The sequence below is a fragment of the Tistrella bauzanensis genome, assembly GCF_014636235.1.
Lineage (GTDB): Bacteria > Pseudomonadota > Alphaproteobacteria > Tistrellales > Tistrellaceae > Tistrella > Tistrella bauzanensis.
Genome location: NZ_BMDZ01000007.1, coordinates 43,956 through 64,364, shown reverse-complemented (window position 1 = coordinate 64,364; position 20,409 = coordinate 43,956). Strand labels below are relative to the sequence as shown.

The window sequence follows — 20,409 nt, the reverse complement described above, 5'->3', positions numbered from 1 at the left end:
CGGGACGGTCGCTTTGCCTCAGCCCCGGCGATAGTCGCCGGGTGAAAGACCCGTCTCACGCCGGAAAACCTGCGCGAAATGGCTCGGGCTTGAATAGCCGACCGTCATCCCGACCTCGATGATGCTGATGTCGGTTTCCTGCAGCAATCTCTGTGCCCTGGCGACACGCTGCCGGATGAAATACCGCGAGGGTGGAAGCCCGGTCGCGGTCTTGAACAACCGGCTGAAGTGGAACGCGCTCATCCCAACCTCATGCGCCAGACCGTCGAGATCGAAAGGTCGATCGAGCCGATCGGCCATGACGGCGACTGCCCGGCGCAGTTTCGCACCGGGCAAGGCATTTCGCGGCCGCGCCGGCGTATCCACGACCGCATAATGGCGCAGAAGATGCACGGCCAGGCTCTGCGCCAGCCCGTCGACGAACAGCCTGCTGCCACCGGCATTGTCGGCAATCAGTTCACGGTACAGGAGGCTCAGGATATGCGAGATCGTCGAGTCGCGGCCACCTGATACATCCTTCAGGGCGATGATGCCGCTGGCCCGTCCCGGCATCTCTCGCGCCACCTTTTCGAACAGCGGCACAGAGACGTATAGATGCATCACCTGAAACGATTGATCAGCTTCGGCCTGCCATCGCATTTCATAGGGCGCCGGTGATCGGGTCAGGAAGAAGTCGCCCACCTGCACGTGGCTCGCCTGCCAGTCGCCGCCGACATCCCGTTCCTCGACAACGGCCCTGCCCGACATGACCCAGACGAGCAGCGGTTCAGCGACGGCGGGAACCAGAAAGGGATGTTGGACGCGGTTGCGTGCGAAGACCTGTATGAAAACGTCTTTCCATGCCGGGCCGTCGCTGCTGATCAATCTGTTGCCGCTGATATGACGTTCCAGCCCGAGCGGCGACGTCCGCTCAGGGATGCCCGCTCCTGTCCGCATGTCATCCACAGGCATATGGACCTCCCGATTGCCGGTCGCGGCGCCACCCTCAAAGCATGCGCGGGTCGAACAAGGCCGATTTGTCGATCCGCCGTCCTGAGATCATGAACACGCCGTCACCGGTATAATGCAGGGTCGCAGGTCGACGCCGCAGTGTCGCCACATGTGCTGCGACCACCTCGAACACGAAGAAATTATGGCTGTCGACCAGCCGGTCATCCGAGATGCGGCATTCGATGCTGGCGAAGCATTCGGCGATCGCGGGCGCCTCGATTTCAGTGGAGGATGTCGGCGTCAGGCCGAAGGTCCGGAACTTGTCGATCGCCGCACCGCTGGTGTTGCCGATGCCGACCACCGCGTCGATCAGCGAGGCCGGCGGCAGATTGATCACGCAGCCGCCGCTCCGCCGGATCAGATCGAAGCTGTGATTGCCGGCCGAGATCATGCATCCCACCAGCGACGGGGTGAACTCCATCACCGTGTGCCAGCCCAGCGTCATGATGTTGGTCGCCCCACCATGGGCCGAGGTGACCAGAACCACCGGCCCGGGCTCCAGATAGCGCCGCACCAGATGCACGGGCAATGGCGACTTGGCGAAGCGGCGGTGCCGGTGGGTATTCATTCTGCGGCAGTCTCCGACAGGCCGGATTCGCCATTGAATTCGTCGGCCAGACGATCGATCAGGCGGCGCACCGCGGGAACCAGACCGCGGCGCGAGGGGAAGGCCGCATGGACGGCGCCAGAAGGCGGCCGCCAGTCGGGCAGGAGTGTGACCAGCCGCCTGGCAGTCAGATCGTGTTGAACCAGATAATGCGGCAGGATCGTGATGCCCAGACCGGCACGGACCATATGGTGCAGGGTCGGCAGGTCGTCGGCGGCGAAGCGTGGCTCGTGCGGTATCCGGACGGCTTCCCCCCCAGGGCCGGTCAGCGTCCAATGGCGGATCGCGGGCGCGACGGCCTCGATACTGCCGCGTCCGCCGGGTGGCATCTGGGCGACGGTCGGCAGGCGGGCAAGATCGTCCGGATGACGAACCGGGGCATGGCGGTCGAGCAGGGCAGGTGCCGCCACGATCGCGACCGTGCTGTGACCCAGGATGCGCACCACCAGGTCGCTGTCTTCCAGCGGCAGTGGCCGGACCCGCAAGGCGAGATCGAAACCTTCCTCGACGACATCGACCCGGCGCTGGGTGGCATCGACCTCGATGCGCACCTCGGGGAAATCGGCCATGAAGCGCGCCAGGATCGGCGCGATCGCGGTCGACAGCAATGGCAGCGGGCAACTCATCCGGATCAGCCCGCGCGGTTCGGCCTGATTATGGGCGATCACCTCCTGTGCGGCATCGGCGGCGGCAATCATCGCCTGACAATGACGGTGATAGGCGCGCCCGACATCGGTCACCATCCATGCCCGGCTGGTGCGCTGGATCAGGCGGACGCCCAGCCGGTCTTCCAGTGCCGACAGCCTGCGGCTGACGGTTGATTTCGGCAGGCCCATGGCCCGCGCCGCCGCCGCGACACCGCCATGCTCGACGATGCGGGCGAAGATCATCAGATCGTTCAGGTCATGCATGGTTCCATATATGGAACCTATCATCCAGGTTTTGTCATCTGGCGTCATGATCGTTCCACCCGTAGCTATAGGGCAGGAAACTAAAGTCCTGACCATACCTGGAGACCTGACCCATGAAGCTGCTTCAGATCCATTCCAGTGTCGCTGGTGCCCAGTCGCTGTCGCGCCGGCTGACCGACAGCATCACCAATGCCATTGCTGATGCGATGCCGGGGCTGGAGATCGTGAGCCGCAACCTCGCCGCCGATGAACTGCCGCATCTGCCGGGCGAACGCCCGCCGGTGGTCCGCGCCGGCAAGACCGAGGATCTGACCCCGGTGCAGACCGAGGAATATGCGTTGGCCGAAGCGGTTCTGGCGGAATTCCTGGCAGCCGACATCATCGTGATCGGCGCGCCGATGTACAATTTCGCCGTGTCGTCGCAGTTGAAGGCCTGGATCGACCGTCTGGCCCGTGCCGGCCGCACCTTCCGTTATGGCCCGAACGGGCCTGAGGGTCTGGCAGGCGGCCGCAAGGTGATCATCGCGTCCAGCCGCGGCGGCGTCTATTCGACCAGTGCCGCCGGTCAGGCGGCCGATCATCAGGAAAGCTGGCTGAAGCTGGTCTTCGGCTTCATCGGTATCACCGATGTCAGCATTGTCCGAGTCGAGGGCGTCGGTATGGGGCCGGACGCGCTTGCCGCGGCCTTCACGGCCGCCGAGGCCGAGATCTCGGCCCTGGCCCCGGCGGCCGTGGCTGCCTGACCGCACGATCCAGACTGGCTGCCGGGTCAGCGGCCCGGCAGCCAGCAGCGCCACGACCGGTCGCGGGCGCGCTGGAAGATCAGCGGCACGGCGTTCTGGGCCTTGTCGACCGGCATCGGGCAATCCAGCAGCCGTGACAGGGCCAGCGCGGTGCCGGAATGCGCCACGATCAGCGGCCGGCGTGGCGTGCCCATCATCTTCAGGGCGCCGGCCAGAGCATGGGCGGTGCGGTCGACGAAGGCGGGCCAGGGCTCGCCGCCTGGCGGGGTCTCCTCGTAAGGCGGCCGCTCGCCCAGCGGCGCACCTTCATACATGCCCCAGTTCCGTTCGCGCAGGCCCGGCACCAGTTGCACCGCATCGTCGCCGAAACCCAGACCGGCGGCGACGATAGCGGCGGTGACCCGCGCCCGCTGCATCGGGCTTGCCGCAACCGCATCAACGCCGAGCGGCCGCAGGGCCTCAATCGCCGCCCAGGCTTCGGCGCGGCCGGTATCGTCCAGCGGGATATCGGTCTGTCCGGCGACACGGCCTTCGGCGTTGAAGGCCGTGCGGCCGTGGCGCAGAAAGATCAGGCGGTCAACCGCGGCAAGGGCAGGGGCGGCCGGCCCGGCAGCGGCCGGGATTGATGTCGGCATGGCGATGGCGGGCTTTCGGACAGAGGCGGGTGGCGGACAGAGGCGGGCGGCGGACAGGGGCAGGTGGCAGGCAGGAAGCAGGTGGCGGCAGTGGTCAGGAGAGACGGGGGGTCAGCAGCGCGTCAGCGCCTGATCCAGATCGGCGATCAGATCCTCGACCGCCTCAATGCCGATCGAGATCCGCACCACATCGTCGCCGGCGCCGCTCTGGGCACGGTCTTCCGGCGACATCTGGCGATGCGTGGTCGATGCCGGATGCAGGATCAGCGAGCGGGTGTCGCCGACATTGGCCAGATGGCTGAACAGTTCCACGCCCTCCACCAGCCGGATGCCGGCGTCATAGCCACCGGTCAGGCCGAAGGTGAAGACCGGCGCCACGCCGCGCGGCATCTGGCGCAGGCCCAGATCGTATTGCGGGCTGCTGGGCAGGCCGGCATAGGATACCCAGGCGACCTTCGGATGATCGTGCAGCCAGGCGGCGACCAGTTTGGCGTTGGCGACATGGCGCTCCATGCGCAACGGCAGGGTCTCGATGCCGGTCATGATCATGAAGGCGTTGAACGGCGACAGGGTCGGCCCGAAATCGCGCAGCGCCACGGCATGGGCATGCACCGTGAAGGCGAAATCGCCGAAGGTCTCGTCGAAGCGCAGGCCGTGATAGCCGGGATTGGGTTCCGACAGCGACGGAAATTTGCCTGAGGTCTTCCAGTCGAACCGGCCGCTTTCCACGATCGCGCCGCCCAGCGAATTGCCGTGTCCGCCCAGGAACTTGGTCAGCGAATGGGTGATCAGGTCGGCGCCCAGGTCGAAGGGGCGGCACAGATAGGGGCTGGGGATGGTGTTGTCGACGATCAGCGGCAGGCCGTGGGCATGGGCGACATCGGCGAGTGCTGCGATGTCGGTCAGCACGCCCGACGGGTTCGACTGGCTTTCCACGAACACCGCCTTGGTCCGGGGCCCGATGGCCGCCGCAACCTGATCGGGGTCGCGCGCATCCACGAAGGTGCACCCCCAGCCGAAGCGCTTGAAGCTCTGGCTGAACTGGGTGAAGGATCCGCCATACAGGAAGCGCGACGCGACCAGATCGTCGCCGGTTTCCATCAGGCTGGTCAGGGCCAGGAACTGGGCGGCATGGCCGCTGGCGCAGGCGGTGGCACCGCGGCCGCCTTCCAGCGCCGCCACCCGTTCCTCAAGTGCCGATACCGACGGATTGCCCAGGCGTGAATAGATGTTGCCGAAGGTCTGAAGGTTGAACAGCGATGCCGCGTGATCGACGCTGTCGAACACGAAGGACGATGTCTGATAGATCGGCGTGATCCGGGCGCCGGTATGCGGCTCGGGCCGGTTGCCGGCATGGACGGCCAGGGTTGCGAAGCCGAAATCGCCGCCGGATGCCGGCCTTTCCCTGCCGTCTCGGGCGCTGTCGGGCGTCTTCGACTGATCGGTCATCGTGGTGGCCCCATGCGCTTGGCGCTGATCACGCCGGTGTTCACGCCGCTCCAGCCCAGTTCGCCGGACAGGCGGCCATATTCGATCTTCGGGCAGCGGTTCATCACCACCTTCAGCCCGGCGGCCTCGGCGCGGGCGGCGGCGGCATCATTGCGCACGCCAAGCTGCATCCACACCACCTTGGCGCCGATGCGGATGGCGTCGTCGGTGGCCGGTCCCGCCGCCTCGGAATTGCGGAAGATGTCCACCATGTCGGGCACCACCGGCAGGTCGTCGAGCGTCGCATAAACCGGCTCGCCCAGAATGGTCTGGCCGGCGGCGACCGGGTTCACCGGGATCACCCGATAGCCCTTTTCCTGCAGATATTTCATCGCGAAATAGCTGGGCCTGTTCCAGTTGGGGCTGGCGCCGATCATCGCGATCACCCGGCACTGGCGCAGGATGTCGCGGATATAGGCGTCGGGATAGCGGTCGTGGTTCACGGCGCCGGCTGGCGAGATGGTATCGGCGGTCATCGGCTCAGCGTCCCTGCCAGATCGGCTTGCGCTTGCCAAGGAAGGCATCGATGCCTTCGACCGCGTCGTTGGTCTGCATGTTGTCGGTCATCACCTTCGATGCATAGGCATAGGCATCGTCCAGGGTCATCTCGACCTGGGCATAGAATGCCTCCTTGCCGGTGCGCAGCGTCAGCGGAGATTTCGATGCGATCAGCCGGGCCATGCCCATGGTGGTGTCCGACAGCGCCTCAGGTGCCACCACCCGGTTGACCAGCCCGAAGCGGTGCGCGGTTTCGGCATCGGCCATTTCGCCCATCAGCAGCATTTCCATCGCATGCTTGCGGCCGACGGCCCGCGACAGTGCCACCATCGGTGTCGAGCAGAACAGGCCCAGATTGACACCCGGGGTCGCGAAACGGGCAGTGGTGGCGGCGACCGCCAGATCGCAACTTGCGACCAGCTGGCAGCCGGCGGCGGTGGCGATGCCACCCACCTCGGCGATCACCGGCTTGGGCAGACGCACGATCCGGGTCATCATCCGGCTGCACTGGGCGAAGAGTGCGGCGTGGGATGCCTTGTCAGGATCGGCCCGCATCTCCTTCAGATCATGACCGGAACAGAAGGCCGGGCCCTCGCCGCGCAGCACAACGGCGCGCGCGGCCGGGTTGCGCGCGATCTCGTCCAGCGCCGCCTCGATCGCGCTCATCATCGCCAGCGACAGAGCATTGCGCTGGGCCGGGCGGTTCAAGGTCAGGACCGCGACGCCATCGTCATGAATATCAAGACGGACGAGCGTATCGGCTGCGGCAGCCTGGGTGCGGGCGGGGGTCTGATCAGTCATTGGGCGCATCCTTGAACCCTGGGGGCGCCACACCCGTCCCCGGTCGTCAATGGTTGCCGGGGCTGCCTGGGGATGTGGTCGAACCGGAGATGTGGTCGAACCGGGCCTGATCCGGCGGTTGCGGAGCGGCCCTCGCTGGCCATCATAGCGCCGCAGGGGCGCCGCGTCCAAGCACCGCGCGCGGGGCCATAATTGCGCCCGATCGGCCTCAAACCGGCGGCCTGCCTGGGGCCTGCTGTGTGGTAAAATAATACCGATTTGATAATGCATTGAAAACAAAAAGTTCTTTGCCGTTGACGGCGCAAAGATCCGTGGCATACTCCGCCTCCAGTTTCCCGAACCCATCTCGGTGCCCAGGCTCATGAAGACCTATACCGCCAAGCTGGCAGACATCGAGCACAAGTGGTCGGTGATCGACGCGAACGGTCTCGTTCTCGGTCGTCTCGCCGTCCTTGTTGCCAATCGTCTGCGCGGCAAGCACAAGCCGATGTTCACGCCCCATATGGATTGCGGCGATCATATCGTGATCGTCAATGCCGAAAAGGTGGTGCTGACCGGCCGCAAGCGTGCCCAGAAGACCTATTACTGGCACACCGGTCACCCCGGTGGCATCAAGGAGCGGACCGCGGACAAGATCCTCGACGGCCGCTATCCGGAGCGTGTGATCGAGGCCGCCGTGCGCCGCATGGTGCCCCGTGGTCCGCTGGGCCGCGACGTGATGCGCAAGCTGCATGTCTATGCCGGCCCCGAGCATCCGCATGTGGCCCAGACCCCTGAGCCGCTGGATGTCGCCGCCCTGAACCGCAAGAACGTGGGGTAATCGAGCCATGACCGAAACCAACGTTCAGGCCCAGGGTCTTGGCGCGCTGAAGGACATGGCCCAGGCGGCCGGTCTGATGGCGGACGAGCAGCTTCCCGAGCCGGTGCGCGATGCGCAGGGCCGGGCCTACGCCACCGGCAAGCGCAAGAACGCGATTGCCCGCGTGTGGGTGAAGCCGGGTTCCGGCAAGATCACCGTCAACGGCCAGGAAGCCGACGCCTATTTCAAGCGTCCTGTGCTGATGATGGTCATCCGTCAGCCGTTCTCGGTTGCCAACGTCGTCGATCACTTCGACATCGTTGCCACCGTGGTCGGTGGTGGTCTCTCCGGTCAGGCCGGCGCGGTTCGCCACGGCATCAGCAAGGCGCTGATGCTGTACGAACCGAACCTGCGCAAGCCGCTGAAGAAGGAAGGCTTCCTCACCCGCGACAGCCGCGTCGTCGAGCGCAAGAAGTACGGTAAGGCCAAGGCCCGCCGCAGCTTCCAGTTCTCGAAGCGCTGATCCGGGACGCGCCCTTCGGGGCGCGGGCCGCCTCTGCCATTATGAAAAGCCGGCAGTCCTTATGGGCTGCCGGCTTTTCATTGTGGCGGATGCGGCAGGGCTGGCGGGCAGGGGACGATCTGCGCTATAGCGATCGTGGTAGGCGGCCGTCGTCCGTCAACCATCATCAACCGCGGTGCTCGGCATGGCGTCGTCTGCGAACGGCCTGAACTGGGACGATCTGCGGCTCGTGCTGGCGGTGGCCGAACATGGCAGCTTGTCTGCCGCGGCACTGGCCTTGCGGATCAGCCATCCGACCCTGTCGCGACGCTGCCGGCTGGTCGAAGACCGGTTTGGCGTGCGCCTGTTCGAGCGCATGCCCGGTGGCTGGACGCTGACCGATGCGGGCGAGGATATGCGCGCGCTGGCTCTGCGCATGCGCGGCGATATCGCCGCCCTTGAAGCACGGATCGCGGGGCGCGACAACAATCTGCACGGCAGCGTGCGGTTGACGGCCCCCGATGCGGTGTCGGATCATCTTCTGCCGGCAATTCTGGCCGATCTGTGCCGGGATCTGCCGCGGATCACCATCGATCTGATGGTGAACAATCAGACGCTGCCGCTTGCCCGGCGCAGTGCCGACATTGCCTTGCGCGTCACCAACAGCCCTGATCCGGCTCTGAAAGGCAGACGGGTCGGCACTATTGCCATGGCCGTTCATGCACAGGCGGCACTGGCGGCGCGGCATGCCGATCCGGCCCATGGCCCCTGGATCGGCTATGACGACACCCTTGCCTGTTCCGGTCCGGGCGCGTGGGTCACGGCAAAGCTGCCGCCGGACGCGATCCGCTTCCGGGCCAATACCTTGCCCGGTGCCGCTCAGGCGATCCGCGCCGGTATCGGCTTCGGCCTGCTGCCCTGTTTCGTGGGCGCGGCCCTGCCGGATGTCGTCAGGGTCGCACCGCCGGTTCCCGAGCTGTCGACCGAGTTGTGGTTGCTGGTTCATCCCCAGATGGCCCGTGTGCCCCGGGTGCGGGCGGTCTGTGATGCGCTGGCCGCTGCCTTGAAGGCGCTGGCGCCGCGTCTGTCGGGTGATGACGGCCTCTGACATGAAGGATGCTGAAACATTCTTGCAGGGGCCTGTTCAGTTTCTTGTGTCTTCCGCCCGTCGCCGTGATGGCAGACTGATGCACGAAACCAGCCGCGGCGCGGTGCCGCCGGACCAATCACCGGGAGATATCCGATCGTGTTCATCGTGCTTCTGACAGCCACCGTCCCGGCGCCCGGCAATGGTGAGGCCGCGCGTCGTCTGATGGCGGATCACAACGCATGGCTTGCCCAGGGCTTCGACGATGGTGTGTTTCAGCTCGCCGGCAGCCTGAGGCCGGTGGCGGGTGGCGCCATCCTGGTCCATGGCGTCTCACGCGACGAAATCGAGGCGCGGGTGATGGCCGATCCCTTCGTGGTTGGCGGCGTGGTCACGCCGCAGATCCTTGAGGTGGCGCCGGCACGGTCCGATGCCCGGCTCGCCTTCCTGGCCGCGTAACCCATGACCATGATGACGATCCAGGGGCCGGACGGCCTGCCGCGGTGTCGCTGGTGCGCGGCGGCGCCGGATTTTCTGCGCTATCACGATACCGAATGGGGATTTCCTGTCGGCGACGATCAGCGTCTGTTCGAGAAGCTGTGCCTGGAGACGTTTCAGTCGGGCTTGAGCTGGCGGACCATTCTGGCCAAGCGCGAGAACTTCCGTGCCGCCTTTCATGGCTTCGACATTGCGCGCGTGGCCCGCTTTACCGCCATCGACGTCGAGCGTCTGCTTGGTGATCAGGGTATCGTGCGCAACCGGTTGAAGATCATGGCGGTGATCAACAATGCGCAACGTGCCGCCGATCTGATCGATGCGGAGGGCTCGCTTGCCGCCTGTCTGTGGCGCTATGAAGCCGACCCCGCGCGTGCGGCCCCGATCGAGGCGGTGGCGACCTCGCCGGAATCGGTCGCCTTGTCGGCGGATCTGAAGCGGCGCGGCTGGTCGTTCGTTGGGCCGACCACGGTCTATGCCTTCATGCAGGCGATGGGGTTGGTCAACGATCATGTCGCGGCCTGTGTGACCCGTGCGGCCGTGACCAGAGCGCGTGCGGCCTTCACCTCGCCCGTGTCTGCGGTGATTTCCCCCAACCTGCCGTGATTTCCCCGGTCTGCCAGCCGGATAGCCCGGTTGCGGCATCCGGTGCCGCATGTCACGATATCCGGCGATCGTTCCGCAATCTGGGACAGGCCGATGACCTTCGGTATCCGGACCTTCTCGGCCTATCTCAAGGATGCCGACGGGTTTCTTGAACAGGCACCGCCGCTTGCGGCCCTCGACCAGTGCGTCGACCGGCTGGCCCAGGTGCTGGGCTTCGATTCGGCGTGGTACGGGTTCATGAGCTGGGGGCAGGCGGCGGCCGGCGGTGGTGCGCGGGCCGGAGCCGGTGGCCCCGGCGTGGTCGTTCATGGCACGGCGACCCTGAACCTGCCCGGCGGATATTTCCAGGCCTGGCAGGCGATGCGTCACGACGATCTGCTGCTCGACCAGATCAGCCGGGCGCCGCGGCAGGTGGCGATCTGGCGGCGGGGTGAGCACCACGAGACTGAGGGGCTGGCGGCGATGGCGGATCGTTACGATCTGGGCGCCGTCGCCTCGGCCACGCAGATCCGTGCCGATCTTCCGGGGGCGTTGTTTCTCGCCTGCTATCGCCGGGGTGGCGTCGGTATCCGCAACTGGCATGCGGATGAGCAGGATTTCATTTATGCAGCGGTCGAAGTGCTGGACCGCCAGATCCGTGACCGGGCGGAGCGGCCGATGGTTGCCGGTGGCACAGGCGTCGACTTGCTGGTGTCTATGGCCGGCCACTGCATCTTTGGCGGCGCGCGGCTGCGCGCGGTGCTGGGCATCGATGTCGACGGCCCGCTGCGCCATCGGTTGCAGTCGGGCTTCCGCGCCGCACTGGCCGGGCCAGACCCTGTCTCGATGGACGATCTGGGGCTGGTGGTCACGGCGATGCCGAAGGCCTGCAGCGACGATGCCGGACTTCGGGCGGTGCATGTCGCAAGCCTCACGCCGGCCAGCCGGTTGAGCCCGCGTGAGGCCGAGGTCGCGGCCCTGCTGGTGCAGGGGCTCAACCACAAGCAGGTTGCCCGGCAACTGGGCGTGGCCCCCGCAACCGTGCGCAACCAGACCAGCCGGATCTATGACAAGCTGGGGGTCGGCAACCGCGCGACCCTGGCCGCCGCCCTGGGGGCCGCGGCCCCGGCTGGCCGCAGCGGCCCGGGGCCGGCATAGGTCATTTGCACCATGGTCCTCTGATCGCGGACGGCCGAAGATCACCCTGTCCGGCAACAGACCGGCAGACAACAGGGAGGAGCCACCCATGGATCTGAAAGACTATGCCGCACAGGATGCAACCGGTCTGGCAGCACTGGTCAAGGCCGGCGAGGTCAGCGGCGCCGAGCTTGCCGATTGCGCCAACCGGGCGATCGATGCCGTAAACGGCACGATCAATGCCGTCATCCGCCGGCTGGACCCGCCGGTGGCGGGTGATGATGCCGGACCCTTCGCCGGCGTGCCGTTTCTGGTCAAGGATCTGGTTCTGGCCGTGGGCGGGATACCGCAGATGATGGGCACGCGCATGCTGGCCGAGGGTGGCTTCGTGCCCCCGGTCGACAGCGAGCTGTTCACGCGCTTTCGCAAGGCCGGCCTTAATACCATTGGAATCACGGCCACACCGGAATTCGGCTTCAACGCCACCACCGAGGCGGTGCTGAACGGACCGACACGCAATCCGTACAACACCGAACGCTCGCCCGGCGGGTCGTCGGGTGGGTCTGCCGCCGCGGTGGCGGCCGGGATCGTGCCTGTGGCCCATGCCAATGATGGCGGCGGCTCGATCCGGATTCCGGCGGCGTCCTGCGGACTGGTCGGCTTGAAGCCGTCGCGTGGCCGGATCCCGTTCGGGCCATATTATGGCATGCCGCTGCTGGGCATGGCGAACGAGTTCGTCGTCACCCGCACGGTTCGCGATTGCGCAGCGCTGCTCGATGCCGTCTCCGGCCCCGATATTGGCGCCACCCTCGGCATCGCGCCGCCGGCCATGCCCTATGCCGGTGCCATTGCCGCCGACACCCGACCATTGAAGGTGGCGCTGGTACGGCACTGGCCGAAGGCGCCGGCGGTTGAACCGCAGATCGACGAGGCGCTGTCACGCACGGCGCGTCTGTTCGAGGCGAATGGCCATATGGTCGAGGAGGCGGCGCCGGACTACGACGTCGATGCCTTCAATCGTGCGAACTTCGCGGCCTGGATGTCGTTCCTGGCCGTTGGCCTCAACGGCGTGAGTGCCGCGATGGGCCGTGAGCCGGGGCCGGATACGGTCGAGGCGGTCACCCTGGCCTGCGCCCGCGCCGGCAACCGGCTGACCGCCATGGACATCGAGGACGTGTTCATGGTGATGAATACGGTATCCAGGAGTATTGGCGCATTTCTAACGCAGTACGACGTTATCCTGATGCCGGTTCTGAAGCGTACACCACTGCCGCTGGGCTATCTTAACCAGAACGATCCGGATCTGGACGCCCAGGGCTGGTATGACCGGCTGTTCGATGCAGTGCCATTCACAGCCCCGTTCAACATGACCGGCCTGCCAGCGATCACCGTGCCGGCCGGCATGCATGACGCCATGCCTGTGCCGATCCAGATGGCGGCGGGCATGGGGCGCGAGGACGTGCTGCTGCAACTGGCCCATGATCTGGAACGGCAGCAGCCCTGGCGGGATATTCGGCCGGGGGTGTTCGCCGGCTGACACGGGCCGACATCAGCGGGGCCGGGCGAGGTTGCCGCGGGCGGGGATTTGGTCCAGATTTCGAGGGCCGATCCCCGCCGCCGTCAGGAGTGCCCGGTCCCGTGTCGCATGCCGATTTCGTCCATCTCCGCGTTCACACCGCCTATTCGCTGTCGGAAGGGGCGGTGAAGACCAAGGATCTGGTCAAGCTGGTCAAGGCGCAGAAGATGCCGGCGGTGGCGGTCACCGATACCGGCAATCTGTTCGGCGCCATGGAAATCTCGTCGACTCTGCCGAAAGAGGGCATCCAGCCGATCCTGGGCATGGTGATCCGGCTGACCCGCAGCGCCGGCGAAGACCGCTTCGGCCGCAGGCCCGAGCCCGAACCGCTGGTGCTGCTGGCCCAGTCTGGCACCGGCTATGACAATCTGGGCCGGATCGTCAGCCATGCCTTCATGAAGACGCCCACCGGCGATACGCCGCAGGTGTCGGAAGACGTGCTGGCGCAATTCGCGACCGATCTGATCTGCCTGTCGGGTGGTCCGGCGGGGCCGGTGGGCGCGCGCGTGCTGGAAGGTCGCGACGACGAGGCCCGCGCCCAGGCCGAACGGCTGGCGACGATCTTTCCCGGCCGGTTCTATATCGAATTGATGCGCCATTGCGGGCCGGGGGAAACCCCGCCAGCCCTGGAAGCCGACAGCGAGCCGGGCCAGGTCGATATCGCCTATGATCTGGATCTGCCGCTGGTTGCCACCAATGACGTGTTCTTCACCACCGAGGCGATGTACGAGGCCCATGATGCCTTGCTGTGCATCGCCGAGGGCCGGCATATCGAAGACACCAACCGGCGCCGACTGACCCCCCATCATTATTTCAAATCGGCCCGGCAGATGCGGGAACTGTTCGCGGATCTGCCGGAAGCGGTTGATAACACGCTGGTCATCGCGCGGCGCTGTGCCGCCAAAGCACCCTTCCGCAAGCCGATCCTGCCCAAATCGACCCGCGATCCGAATGCGCGCGAGGAAGACGAGTTGCGGCGCCTGTCGCGTGAGGGACTGGAGGCGCGGCTGGAAAGCATCGTCTATACCTATACCCCCGGCCTGGATGCGGCCGGACGCGAGGCGGCAGCCAAACCCTATCGCGACCGGCTGGACTATGAGTTGGACGTGATCATCAAGATGGGGTTCCCCGGTTATTTCCTGATCGTCGCCGAGTTCATCCAATGGTCGAAGACCCATGGCATTCCAGTCGGTCCCGGCCGTGGATCGGGCGCCGGGTCTGTGGTCGCGTGGTCGTTGACGATCACCGACCTCGACCCGCTGCGCTTCGGGCTGCTGTTCGAGCGGTTTCTGAATCCGGAACGCGTGTCGATGCCCGACTTCGATATCGACTTCTGCCAGGACCGGCGCGACGAGGTGATCCAGCATGTCCGTGATCTGTATGGCCACGACCGGGTCGCCCAGATCATCACCTTCGGTAAGCTTCAGGCCCGCGCGGTGCTGCGCGATGTCGGCCGTGTGCTGGGTATGCCCTTCGGTCAGACCGACAAGATCTGCAAGCTGGTGCCGAACAATCCGGCCAATCCGGTCACCTTGCAGGAGGCGATCGACGGTGAGCCGGCATTGCAGCGGGCGCGGAATGAAGACGAGCAGGTGGCGCGGCTGATCAACATCGCGCTGAAACTGGAAGGACTTTATCGCCACGCCTCCACCCATGCCGCCGGCGTGGTGATCGGCGACCGGCCGCTCGATGAACTGGTGCCGCTCTATCGCGATCCGCGCTCCGACATGCCGGTCACCCAGTTCTCGATGAAATATGTCGAGCAGACCGGGCTGATCAAGTTCGACTTCCTGGGCCTGAAAACCCTGACCGTGATCACCACCGCCGAGCGGCTGATCCGCGAGGTCGATCCGGATTTCGACATCAACCGGGTGCCGCTCGACGACAAGCCCAGCTTCGACATGCTGGCGCGCGGCGAGGGCGTCGGCGTGTTCCAGCTGGAAAGTTCCGGCATGCGCGACGTGTTGCGCAAGCTCAGGCCCGACAAGTTCGAGGACATCATCGCGGTGGTGGCGCTGTACCGTCCGGGTCCGATGGACAATATCCCGCGCTATATCGCGGTCAAGCACGGCTCCGAGAAGGCCGAATACCTGCACCCGCTGCTGAAGTCGATCCTGGAGGAAACCTATGGGATCATGATCTATCAGGAACAGGTGATGCAGGCGGCCCAGGTGCTGGCCGGCTACAGCCTGGGACAGGCGGATCTTCTGCGCCGCGCGATGGGCAAGAAGATCAAGGAGGAGATGGACGCCCAGCGCGAGAGCTTCACCAAGGGAGCGGTCGACCATGGCGTCGACAAGGACACGGCCGGGCTGATCTTCGACCAGATCGCCAAGTTCGCGGGCTATGGCTTTAATAAATCACATGCCGCCGCCTATGCGCTGGTCGCCTATCAGACCGCCTATCTGAAGGCCAACTGGCCGGTGGAATTCATGGCGGCGTCGATGACCTTGGATATGCACAACACCGACAAGCTTGCCGGATTCCGTCAGGAGCTGAACCGGCTGAAGATCGGCGTGGTGCCGCCGGATGTGAACCAGTCGGATGCCATGTTCGCCGTGCGCCGGACAGCGCGGGCGCCGCGCGGCGACATTCTGTATGCGCTGGGCGCGCTGAAGCAGGTGGGGCCGCAGGCGATGGCCGAACTGGTGGCGGAACGCCGGCGGGGCGGCGCCTATGGCGATCTGTTCGATCTGTCGGCGCGGCTGGGCACCAAGGTGATCAACAAGCGCATGATGGAAAGCCTGACCAAGGCCGGCGCCTTCGATCATCTGAACGCCAACCGTGCCCAGGTGATGAACGCCATCGACATGGTGCTGCGCTATGGGCAGGCGGCGCAGGAGGAACGCCAAAGCAACCAGGTCAGCCTGTTCGGCGGACCGGGCGGCGAAGCAGTCCCCAAACCGCCGATGCCGGCGATCGACCCCTGGATGCCGATGGAACAGTTGAAGCGCGAGCTGGAGGCGGTGGGCTTCTATCTGTCCGCCCATCCGCTGGATGCCTATGACAAAGTCATGGACCGGCTGGGGGTGGTGCGTGCCGGCGATCTGGCGGCGAAACTTGAGCGGGAAGGGGCGGCGGGGTTGAAGCTTGCCGGCACCCTGATCGCCAAACAGGAGCGCCGCTCCGCCAAGGGCAGCCGCTTCGCCTTCGCCCAGATGTCGGACCCGACGGGGGTGTTCGAGGTGACGCTGTTCTCGGAGGTGCTGTCCCAGGCCCGGGATCTGCTTGAACCGGGCGTGCCGCTGCTGATCGAGGCCAGCGGCGAATGGCGCGACGATACCGTGCGGCTGACCGCCCAGAATGTCCGGTCGCTCGACGACGTCGCCGCATCGTCGTCGTCACGCCTGACCATTCAGGTGGCGGAGGAACGCGCCCTCGCTCAGATCCGCCGGGTCATCGAGCGCGAACCGGAAGGTCGCGGCCGCATCACGCTGGAACTCGACATCGATCTTGAGGGCGAACGCCAGGTGGTCCGGCTTGAACTGCCCAAGCCGGTGTCGATCACCCCGGCCCTGCGTGCGGCGCTGAAGCTGACGCCCGGCGTGACGGATGCGATCGAGACCTGAGAGCCGTCTGTTATTGGCGCGATGGCGAGAGGAGCACCGGCAGGCGCTCGGCGGGGGGCGTGTTGCGTGAGGGGGCGACCAGGATCTCGCCATCGATGATCACCATGCCGATGCCGGGCAGGTCGCCCAGTTCCACTGCCTCAAGCAGGGTCCGGCCGGCGCTGCCGGCCGGCCGGTCCATGATCACGGGATCGGCGGCGTGGCCGGGCTGGATCAGCCCGATATCATCGTGGTGACGCCGCCATGCAGGCAATGCAGCACCCAAGCGCCATGATCGGTTCGCGGCGACCATTCGCCGAGGGTTGGATGAACATGGCTGTCGATCATGGGGCTGGCCGTTTTATGCGGCGGCTGTGGCCGGTATGCGTGGGGTGGATCATGCGGATCCCGCATGACGATGTGTTGAGAGCGCATTGTTCCGAACCAGTGTCCGGCGGATAGGATGCGGAGAACATCAACGTCGTCTGCCGGCATGATCGGTGGCGCACGCGCTTTGAGGACCGCCTGCCGATGCCTTCGCGCGGAATTACCGGATTGGCCGCCCTGTTCATCGACCGCATGACCCGCCATGGCACGACGTTTCTGGCAAGCTGTGTGTGTCTGGGACTGATCTGGCCGGCCGCCGCCGATGCGGTGCGCCCGGCAATGCCGGTGATGGTCTTCATCTTTGTATTGGGCACGCTTTTGCGGGTCGAGCCGCCGGTGGTGGTCGCCACGGCCAGACGCGCCGGCGTTTCGGTGGTTCTTCCGGTCTTCGTGATGATCGCCTGTCCGATCCTTGTCGGTGTCGCAGCGATTGTGGCCGGGCTGCGGATGGATCTGGTGTTGGCGCTGGTGCTGGCGGTGTCGGCGCCGCCATCCTCGGGCACATCGGCGGTTGCCCGCATGCTTGGTCTCGATCCGGCGGTACCCCTGGTCGCGACGCTGGCATCGATGGTGTTGACTCCCCTGACGGCGCCGGTGATCGCCGATCTGTTCTCAGCCGGCAGTTCCTCGGCGGTTGCCCCCCTTGACCTCGCGCTCCGTCTGGCGCTGCTGATCGGCTCGGCCGAAGGGGCGGCACTTCTGCTGCGTCGTTTCATGGGGCGCGCACTGAACCGCCACGCCCGCGCGGTCGATGCCGTCGTGGTGACCGCACTGATCCTGTTCGCCCTTGGGACGATGTCGGGCGTGCGGGCGATGATCGAGGACGACCCCGAATTCGCCGCGGGTGTCGTCGCCTTGGCATTCGGGTGCAACATCTTCCTTCAACTCGTGGCAGGGCTGATCTTTCCCGGCAATCTGCGGATGCGGTTCACCACCGGACTGATCGCGGGCAATCGCAATGTCGGTTTGTTGTGGTCGGCGTTGGGTGCTGCGGTCACACCGACCATGGCGTTATACTTCGCGGCGAGTCAGCTGCCGATCTTCACGCTGCCGAGGTTGATCCAGTCGGTGCTGTATCGTCTGGAAGTGGGCCGCCGGACCAGGTCCGCGACCTGATCCGGCGTTGGTCGCACCCGTCGGCGAGGGTATGTCCCCGTCCGCCGCGTTCGGGTGGGGTCCATGAAAGCCGGCGTAGTTCATAAGGCCGGCGTGGTTTATCTGGAATGGGGGAGGAAAAGACCGGCTGTTCCGTGGCACCCTGTCCATCCTGCAATGGCGCGCCACAGCAGAGGGACCGACCGATGCTCGATATCCGCTGGCTGGAAGATCTGATCGCCCTGGCCGAGACCGGCAGCTTCACGCGGGCGGCTGACCGGCGCAATGTCACGCAGTCCGGCTTCAGCCGCAGGATCCAGTCACTGGAGCAGTGGGCGCGCGCACCGCTTGTCGATCGGGCGGGCACCCCGCTTCGTCTGACCAATGCCGGCTATGAGGTACTGGGCGTCGCTCAATCGGTTGTTGGCGAGGTGACGCATCTCCGCGACCGGCTCACCTCTCATGCGGCAAGCGGGCGATCGACCACGATCCGGATCGCCGCCCCTCACCTTATGGGTGTCAATTTCTTTCAGGGATGGTTCCCGCAGGTCGAGGCCGTCCTCGGTCATCTTCCACTGGTGGTGATGTCGCTGAACGTTCAGCCATGTTTCGCGGCCCTTGATCGGGGCGATGTCGATTTCGTCATCTGCCTCGCCGATCAGGCCGGACATCTGTTTGAGCGGCTGCCTCAGGCGCTGCGTCCCGATCCCGCGGCCCGTGCTCTTCTGGGGCGCGATGTTCTCATACCGCTCACCGCATGCGACGAGGAGCAGCGGCCAAGATATCGCCTGGGCATCGGTCGGGCGCCGGTGCTGGACTACCTGGAGGATTGTTCCCTGAACTGGTCGCTCGATCTGGCGCGGGCGCATTGGCCGGACATCGATCTCTGCCACGCCGGCTCCGCGCATTATTCCGACGGGCTCCGCCTCATGGCGAGACGGGGGCTCGGTGTCGCCTGGCTGCCCGAGAGCATTACGGCCGCCGACCGGAGCGAGCGGCGGCTGGTCCGCGCGGGCGGTCCTGAATTCGATGTGCCGCTCGTCGTTCAGGCGATCCGGCGTCAGGCGCGCCTGTCCGCCGATGCCGAAGCCTTCTGGCGGGATCTCGTGGCGGGCAGGCTTGGCAGGCCCGAGGCGCCCGCCGCCGGGCTGGCGCCTCGGGCGGCGGGCCTGATGAGGACCGACCAACCGGAGCCCTTGACGGGGGCCTGCTCTGAGGCGAGGGGCGTCCGGCCGCTAAACTCTTGCCAAATGCGCCCCGGCGGGCTATAGAGCGGCCGTCCCGGTGACCTTATCGCCGGGGCGTTCACACGCACGCGAGGCCCGCGGCCCGATGCAGTGGATCAGCCGGATGTCCGGCGCGGTCCGGTTATCGGTGTCGCTCCGGTGTCTTCGTCGGGGCCCGTCGCACGACGTCTTGTCTGGTCGCGCGATGCCGGCGAAGATCTCAACCTCGCGGAGGCCGAACCGGAAAAGGACCGTTTTCCATGGCACTCCCCACCTTTACGATGCGCCAGCTGCTTGAAGCCGGCGTCCATTTCGGGCATCAGTCCCGCCGCTGGAACCCGCGTATGTCGCCGTATCTGTTCGGCACCCGCAACGGGATCCACATCATCGACCTGCGCGAGACCCAGCCGCAGATGTATCGTGCGATGGAAGCGGTGCGCGACATCGTCGCCAATCGCGGCCGCGTGCTGTTCGTCGGCACCAAGCGTCAGGCACAGGATCTGGTTGCCGAAGGCGCCAAGCGTTGCGGCCAGTACTATGTCAACCGGCGCTGGCTGGGCGGCATGCTGACCAACTGGCAGACCATCTCGAATTCGATCCGTCGTCTGCGCGAGATTGAGCAGCTCCTCGACCAGCAGGCCGATCTGGGCCTGACCAAGAAGGAACTGCTGAAGCTGACCCGTCAGCGCGACAATCTGGAATCCTCGCTCGGTGGCATCAAGGACATGGGCGGCCTTCCGGACGCGCTGTTCGTGATCGACACCAACAAGGAAGAGCTGGCGGTCCGCGAGGCGACGAAGCTGGGCATTCCGGTGATCGCGATCCTGGACAGCAATTCCAACCCCGATGGCGTCACCTTCCCGGTTGCCGGCAACGACGACTCGACCAAGGCGATCCAGCTGTATCTGGAGCTGATGTCGGGCGCCGTTCTCGACGGCATCCAGCAGGAGATGATCCGCTCGGGCGCCGACATGGGCGCGCTGTCCGATCCGGTCGCGGTCGATCTCGACGACGAGGGCATGGCTGACGAGGCCGCTGCCGAAGAGCCGGCCGCCGCCGAGGCGCCCGCTGGTGAGGCGCCGGCTCAGGCCTGACGCATCCGGCGGTTCGGATGAGCGGTCGCCTCCCCCCAGGGTGCGACCGGCGATGCGGCGGCGCCCAGGGGGTGCCGCCGTTCGTGTTTCCGGCAACCGGATGCGCACGCCCCGCGCATTCGGCGGGGCGGGGCTCGACAAGGCAGAAGACGGGTGGGTGCTGGTGGCATCACGCTGCATGGCATCCGGCCCGCGATGATTTCCG

The 20,409-nt window shown here is 66.0% G+C and carries 19 protein-coding genes and 1 pseudogene; 12 read left to right on the top strand and 8 right to left on the bottom strand.

Annotated elements, in window-relative coordinates:
- Positions 1-18: 18 nt before the first annotated feature.
- From IEW15_RS04980 to IEW15_RS04970, 3 genes are read right to left on the bottom strand one after another with little or no spacing between them, the layout of a single operon-like run.
- The gene (locus IEW15_RS04980) at positions 19-951 is read right to left on the bottom strand and encodes an AraC family transcriptional regulator (RefSeq protein WP_188575549.1); all 933 of its coding nucleotides are present in this window, start codon (positions 949-951) and stop codon (positions 19-21) included.
- Positions 952-985: 34 nt separating this feature from the next.
- Positions 986-1,558, bottom strand: coding sequence for a flavin reductase family protein (locus tag IEW15_RS04975; RefSeq protein ID WP_188575547.1), 573 nt, complete (start codon positions 1,556-1,558; stop codon positions 986-988).
- Positions 1,555-2,532, bottom strand: a complete 978-nt coding sequence (locus tag IEW15_RS04970) for a LysR substrate-binding domain-containing protein (protein WP_229707829.1) — start codon at positions 2,530-2,532, stop codon at positions 1,555-1,557. Before IEW15_RS04970 ends, IEW15_RS04975 begins: the two co-directional genes overlap by 4 nt.
- A gap of 89 nt (positions 2,533-2,621) precedes the next feature.
- Between IEW15_RS04970 and IEW15_RS04965 the strand changes: the two genes are divergently transcribed.
- Positions 2,622-3,251 carry an FMN-dependent NADH-azoreductase gene (locus IEW15_RS04965; protein WP_188575545.1) on the top strand — a complete coding sequence of 210 codons (630 nt, stop codon included), beginning with the start codon at positions 2,622-2,624 and terminating at the stop codon, positions 3,249-3,251.
- Between the two features lie 26 nt (positions 3,252-3,277).
- Here the strand turns inward: IEW15_RS04965 and IEW15_RS04960 are convergent, their stop codons facing one another.
- From IEW15_RS04960 to IEW15_RS04945, 4 genes are all read right to left on the bottom strand, one after another.
- On the bottom strand, positions 3,278-3,886 hold the full coding sequence (locus IEW15_RS04960) for a histidine phosphatase family protein (protein WP_188575543.1): 609 nt from the start codon (positions 3,884-3,886) through the stop codon (positions 3,278-3,280).
- 111 nt (positions 3,887-3,997) lie between these two features.
- The gene (locus IEW15_RS04955) at positions 3,998-5,335 is read right to left on the bottom strand and encodes an O-acetylhomoserine aminocarboxypropyltransferase (RefSeq protein ID WP_188575541.1); all 1,338 of its coding nucleotides are present in this window, start codon (positions 5,333-5,335) and stop codon (positions 3,998-4,000) included.
- A complete protein-coding gene (locus tag IEW15_RS04950; protein WP_188575539.1) occupies positions 5,332-5,850 on the bottom strand; it encodes a CoA-binding protein in 519 nt (172 codons plus the stop codon). Before IEW15_RS04950 ends, IEW15_RS04955 begins: the two co-directional genes overlap by 4 nt.
- A gap of 4 nt (positions 5,851-5,854) precedes the next feature.
- Positions 5,855-6,673 (bottom strand): enoyl-CoA hydratase, encoded by an 819-nt coding sequence (locus IEW15_RS04945; protein ID WP_188575537.1) that lies wholly within the window; start codon positions 6,671-6,673, stop codon positions 5,855-5,857.
- A gap of 361 nt (positions 6,674-7,034) precedes the next feature.
- Between IEW15_RS04945 and rplM the strand changes: the two genes are divergently transcribed.
- The 8 genes from rplM (at position 7,035) to dnaE (ending at position 16,423) form a co-directional block, all read left to right on the top strand.
- Positions 7,035-7,493: a 50S ribosomal protein L13 gene (gene rplM / locus IEW15_RS04940; RefSeq protein WP_188575535.1), complete on the top strand. Its 459-nt coding sequence runs from the start codon at positions 7,035-7,037 to the stop codon at positions 7,491-7,493.
- A 55-nt stretch (positions 7,494-7,548) separates the two neighbouring features.
- Entirely contained in the window at positions 7,549-7,995 is a 447-nt protein-coding gene (gene rpsI, locus IEW15_RS04935) for a 30S ribosomal protein S9 (protein WP_306432587.1), read from the top strand.
- A 184-nt stretch (positions 7,996-8,179) separates the two neighbouring features.
- Positions 8,180-9,082, top strand: coding sequence for a LysR family transcriptional regulator (locus IEW15_RS04930; RefSeq protein ID WP_188575530.1), 903 nt, complete (start codon positions 8,180-8,182; stop codon positions 9,080-9,082).
- Between the two features lie 138 nt (positions 9,083-9,220).
- The gene (locus IEW15_RS04925) at positions 9,221-9,520 is read left to right on the top strand and encodes a YciI family protein (protein WP_229707828.1); all 300 of its coding nucleotides are present in this window, start codon (positions 9,221-9,223) and stop codon (positions 9,518-9,520) included.
- A 3-nt stretch (positions 9,521-9,523) separates the two neighbouring features.
- The gene (locus tag IEW15_RS04920) at positions 9,524-10,162 is read left to right on the top strand and encodes a DNA-3-methyladenine glycosylase I (RefSeq protein ID WP_188575528.1); all 639 of its coding nucleotides are present in this window, start codon (positions 9,524-9,526) and stop codon (positions 10,160-10,162) included.
- 93 nt (positions 10,163-10,255) lie between these two features.
- Positions 10,256-11,299: a helix-turn-helix transcriptional regulator gene (locus IEW15_RS04915; protein WP_188575526.1), complete on the top strand. Its 1,044-nt coding sequence runs from the start codon at positions 10,256-10,258 to the stop codon at positions 11,297-11,299.
- 88 nt (positions 11,300-11,387) lie between these two features.
- Complete coding sequence (locus IEW15_RS04910) at positions 11,388-12,815, top strand: amidase (protein ID WP_188575523.1); 1,428 nt, start codon at positions 11,388-11,390, stop codon at positions 12,813-12,815.
- A gap of 101 nt (positions 12,816-12,916) precedes the next feature.
- Positions 12,917-16,423, top strand: a complete 3,507-nt coding sequence (gene dnaE, locus IEW15_RS04905; RefSeq protein ID WP_188575521.1) for a DNA polymerase III subunit alpha — start codon at positions 12,917-12,919, stop codon at positions 16,421-16,423.
- 10 nt (positions 16,424-16,433) lie between these two features.
- On the opposite strand, the pseudogene IEW15_RS04900 reads toward dnaE, so the two are convergent.
- Positions 16,434-16,649: pseudogene (locus tag IEW15_RS04900) on the bottom strand (amidohydrolase family protein); the annotation flags it as partial.
- Positions 16,650-16,933: 284 nt separating this feature from the next.
- Here IEW15_RS04900 and IEW15_RS04895 point away from each other — a divergent pair.
- The 3 genes from IEW15_RS04895 to rpsB all read left to right on the top strand — a co-directional run bounded on the left by IEW15_RS04895 (position 16,934) and on the right by rpsB (position 20,204).
- The gene (locus IEW15_RS04895) at positions 16,934-17,905 is read left to right on the top strand and encodes a hypothetical protein (protein WP_229707827.1); all 972 of its coding nucleotides are present in this window, start codon (positions 16,934-16,936) and stop codon (positions 17,903-17,905) included.
- Positions 17,906-18,090: 185 nt separating this feature from the next.
- A complete protein-coding gene (locus IEW15_RS04890) occupies positions 18,091-19,155 on the top strand; it encodes a LysR family transcriptional regulator (protein WP_188575516.1) in 1,065 nt (354 codons plus the stop codon).
- Between the two features lie 215 nt (positions 19,156-19,370).
- The gene (gene rpsB / locus IEW15_RS04885; RefSeq protein WP_188575514.1) at positions 19,371-20,204 is read left to right on the top strand and encodes a 30S ribosomal protein S2; all 834 of its coding nucleotides are present in this window, start codon (positions 19,371-19,373) and stop codon (positions 20,202-20,204) included.
- The last annotated feature ends 205 nt before the right edge of the window (positions 20,205-20,409 follow it).